Source organism: Streptomyces misionensis (assembly GCF_007896895.1).
Lineage (GTDB): Bacteria > Actinomycetota > Actinomycetes > Streptomycetales > Streptomycetaceae > Streptomyces > Streptomyces misionensis_A.
Window position 1 is genome coordinate 1 of sequence record NZ_VOGW01000158.1, and the last position, 2,864, is coordinate 2,864.

Consider the following 2,864-nt stretch of genomic DNA (forward strand, 5'->3'; position numbering starts at 1 on the left):
GCCAGCCCAGCCCTGAGACGAAGGGGAAGCACCGACATGCCGACCTGCCCGAACGGACACCAGTCGGGTTCCGACGACTGGTGCGAGGTCTGCGGTCACCGCATGGCCGGTGCCGTACCTCCGCCGCCCCCGCCGCCCTGCGGGGGCGGGAAGCCGTAGCCGCCGGGCGGCGGGGGCGGCGGAGGTACGGCACCGGCCATGCGGTGACCGCAGACCTCGCACCAGTCGTCGGAACCCGACTGGTGTCCGTTCGGGCAGGTCGGCATGTCGGTGCTTCCCCTTCGTCTCAGGGCTGGGCTGGCTCGCCTGGCGTCGCTTCCAGGGTCACTTCTTTACACGAACAGTTTTTGTGGACCGGGTCTCCAGAGTCATCTCGTCCGCCTCCGCGACCCTCGTCTTCAACCGCACAGTACCTGTCGCGGCGTCGACCACGTCCACCACCTTCGCAAGCAGTTTCGCAGTATCCGCGTTCCCCGAGGCGCTCGCCAGCTGAACGGCCCGCCCCAGTTTGGCCGTTGCTCCATCGAAATCGCCCACTTTGCGAAGATCGAGCCCCTGCTTGATGACTTGCGCCAGTTCGGCCTGCCCGGTGTAGTGGGCGACTTGGGGGCTGATCGCGGTGGAGGCCGTCATGTCGTCGGTCCACACGGCCCGTACGAGACCCTGGGCGCCGAGATTCTGTGCCGTTCCGTCCGGCCCGGGCACCACCAGCGAGACACGGGCGGCGAGCATCTCGCGGCCGAGGCCGGCCGGCGGGACCTTGACGCACAGGTGGTAGTCGCGGGACTCGTCGCCCCAGGAGCCGGTGGGGTAGTCCCCGGCGCGCGGCCCGGCCTCGGTGCGTCTTCCGGTCAAGTCCACGACGGCGGGCGCGACTTGCTTGACGAAGCGGATGGCCGTCCCGACCGGTGTCCACACCCGCAGGGCGACGTCCGCGACCTCCTTGCCCATCGCCGTCTCCATCATCCGCGTGAAGTCCGCGGCCAGGCCCGCCGGATCGGCGACGATGTCGGCGGTGCCGAGCAGCGCCGAGGCGATGCCTGTGACTTCTTTCACTTCCCAGTCGGTGCCCACGCCCCGCGCGTCACAGGTGAACCGTCCGGCGCAGGCGTCCAGGGCGGCCCGCAGCTCGTCCGGCGACTCGTGCTCGTTGCGGCCGTCGGTGAGCAGGATGCCGTGCCGCAGGGTGACGTCCGCCGAGGCCAGCAGCCGGTCGGCGAGCCGCAGCCAGGTGCCGATGGCCGTACCGCCGCCCGCGCTCAGCCGGCGCAGCGCCTGCTTGGCCTCCTCCCGGGTGGCCGGTCCCGCGACGGCGAGCCGGCCGCCGCCCGGGTAGACCTCGGTGGCCACATGGGTGCCGCCGATCACGGCGAAGCGCGTGCCGTCGCGCAGGGTGTCGACGGCGGCGGCCGTGGCGCCCCGGGCGTGGCGCATCTTGGCCGGCGGATAGTCCATGGAGCCCGAGCAGTCGACCATGACCGCCACCGCGGCCGACGGCCGCCGCCCGGCAGCGGCGGTGCCCAGGCCCGTGCCGATCGTGCCCCCTCCGGTCGCCGTCACCGTGACGATGGCGTTGACCTCGCGGCCGCCCTCGGGCAGGTACTCGTTCTGGTACACGTCCACCGAGAACCGCGGCACGTCAGGTTTCGCGAAGTTGGCCATACCGACTCGAATCCCCCTCGACCGCCCCGCTCACGCCGGGCGATGGCTGTGTACGGGCCGGTCCCCTCCGGCCCGTGGCCTCAGGCCGATCCTGCCCCCCGCGGTGGTGCCGGGAACGGCAGGACCGCCACTGTTACGTTGTCGTGGCCCCCGCCGTCCAGGGCGTGGCCGACCAGGACGCGGGCGCTGTGCAGCGGGCGGACGGCGGCGTCCGCCGGGATCGTCTCGGCCATCTCCGCGGCCGTTTCGGCGTAGTTCCACAGCCCGTCGGTGCACACCACCACGACACCGGGCCGGTCCGGTTCGAACGAGGCGGTGTGCGGGTCCAGTTCGTAGGCGTCCGCGCCGAGCCAGCCGGTGATGGCGTGGGCCCGTTCGTCGGCGTACGCCTCGGCCTCGCTCATCAGCCCGGCGGCGACCATCTGCGCGGCCCAGGAGTCGTCCTCGGTCAGCCGGGCGGGCGGGGCGCCGCGGTCGTCCGGCACCCAGTAGGCGCGGCTGTCGCCGACCCAGCCGACCACCAGCAGCCCGGCGGCGACCACGGCGGAGACGATGGTGCAGGCCGGGGCGTTCTGGTGCGGGTCGTGCTCGCGGGCCGCGTCCGGCTCCCCGGCGAGCGCGTTGACGGCCTGCGCGGCGGCGACGATCGCCTCGTGCATGGCCGCCTGCGGGTGGGTGCCGCGCGGCAGGGCGGCGAGCAGGGTGTCACCGGCCGCCCGGGCGGCGGCGGCCGACGCCTCGTCGGGGCGGGTGGCCGAGGAGACGCCGTCGCAGACGACGGCGAGGGCCGCCGGGGTGCCGTCGGGCAGCGCGGTGTGGCCGACGGTGAAGGCGTCCTCGTTGCGGTGGTGGCGCAGCCCGCGGTCGCTGACGGCGGCCACCGGGCCCGACTCCCGCTCCATGTGGTCGCGTTCACGGGGCTGGGCGTGCCCGCAGTTCTCGCAGTAGCCGTCGCTGTCCACCCGGCCGGCCCGGCAGGCGACACAGGTCGGGGCGGGCTGCGCGTGCTCCTGCGGCGCGCCGGACTGGGCCGCCCGCGCGTTCGGTGCCTGGGGGTCCGGTGCCTGCAAGGGGTACTCCTCCGGTTCCGCCGGCCGGTCCAGGCGGACGCCGGACGCGGTCGGCCCGGCGGGCGCGGGCGGCGCGGCCGGTTCCATGGGGTGCAGTGGGTGGCCGCCCGAGTCGGTGCCGGGCAGATCGGT

The 2,864-nt window shown here is 74.2% G+C and carries 2 protein-coding genes and 1 pseudogene; all 3 read right to left on the bottom strand.

Annotation, left to right across the window (positions count from 1 at the left end; genetic code table 11):
* Positions 1-116 precede the first annotated feature (116 nt).
* Positions 117-266 (bottom strand): annotated as a pseudogene (locus tag FRZ03_RS40565) (FHA domain-containing protein); the annotation flags it as partial.
* Positions 267-324: 58 nt separating this feature from the next.
* Positions 325-1,662, bottom strand: coding sequence for a vWA domain-containing protein (locus FRZ03_RS25955; protein WP_146467555.1), 1,338 nt, complete (start codon positions 1,660-1,662; stop codon positions 325-327).
* Between the two features lie 80 nt (positions 1,663-1,742).
* The coding region (locus tag FRZ03_RS25960) for a PP2C family protein-serine/threonine phosphatase (protein WP_146467573.1) at positions 1,743-2,864 on the bottom strand (1,122 nt) is incomplete at its 5' end.

Coding starts and splice junctions, on each gene's coding strand:
- FRZ03_RS25955 (WP_146467555.1), bottom strand. CDS start 1,662: ATGGCCAACTTCGCGAAACCTGACGTGCCGCGGTTCTCGGTGGACGTG.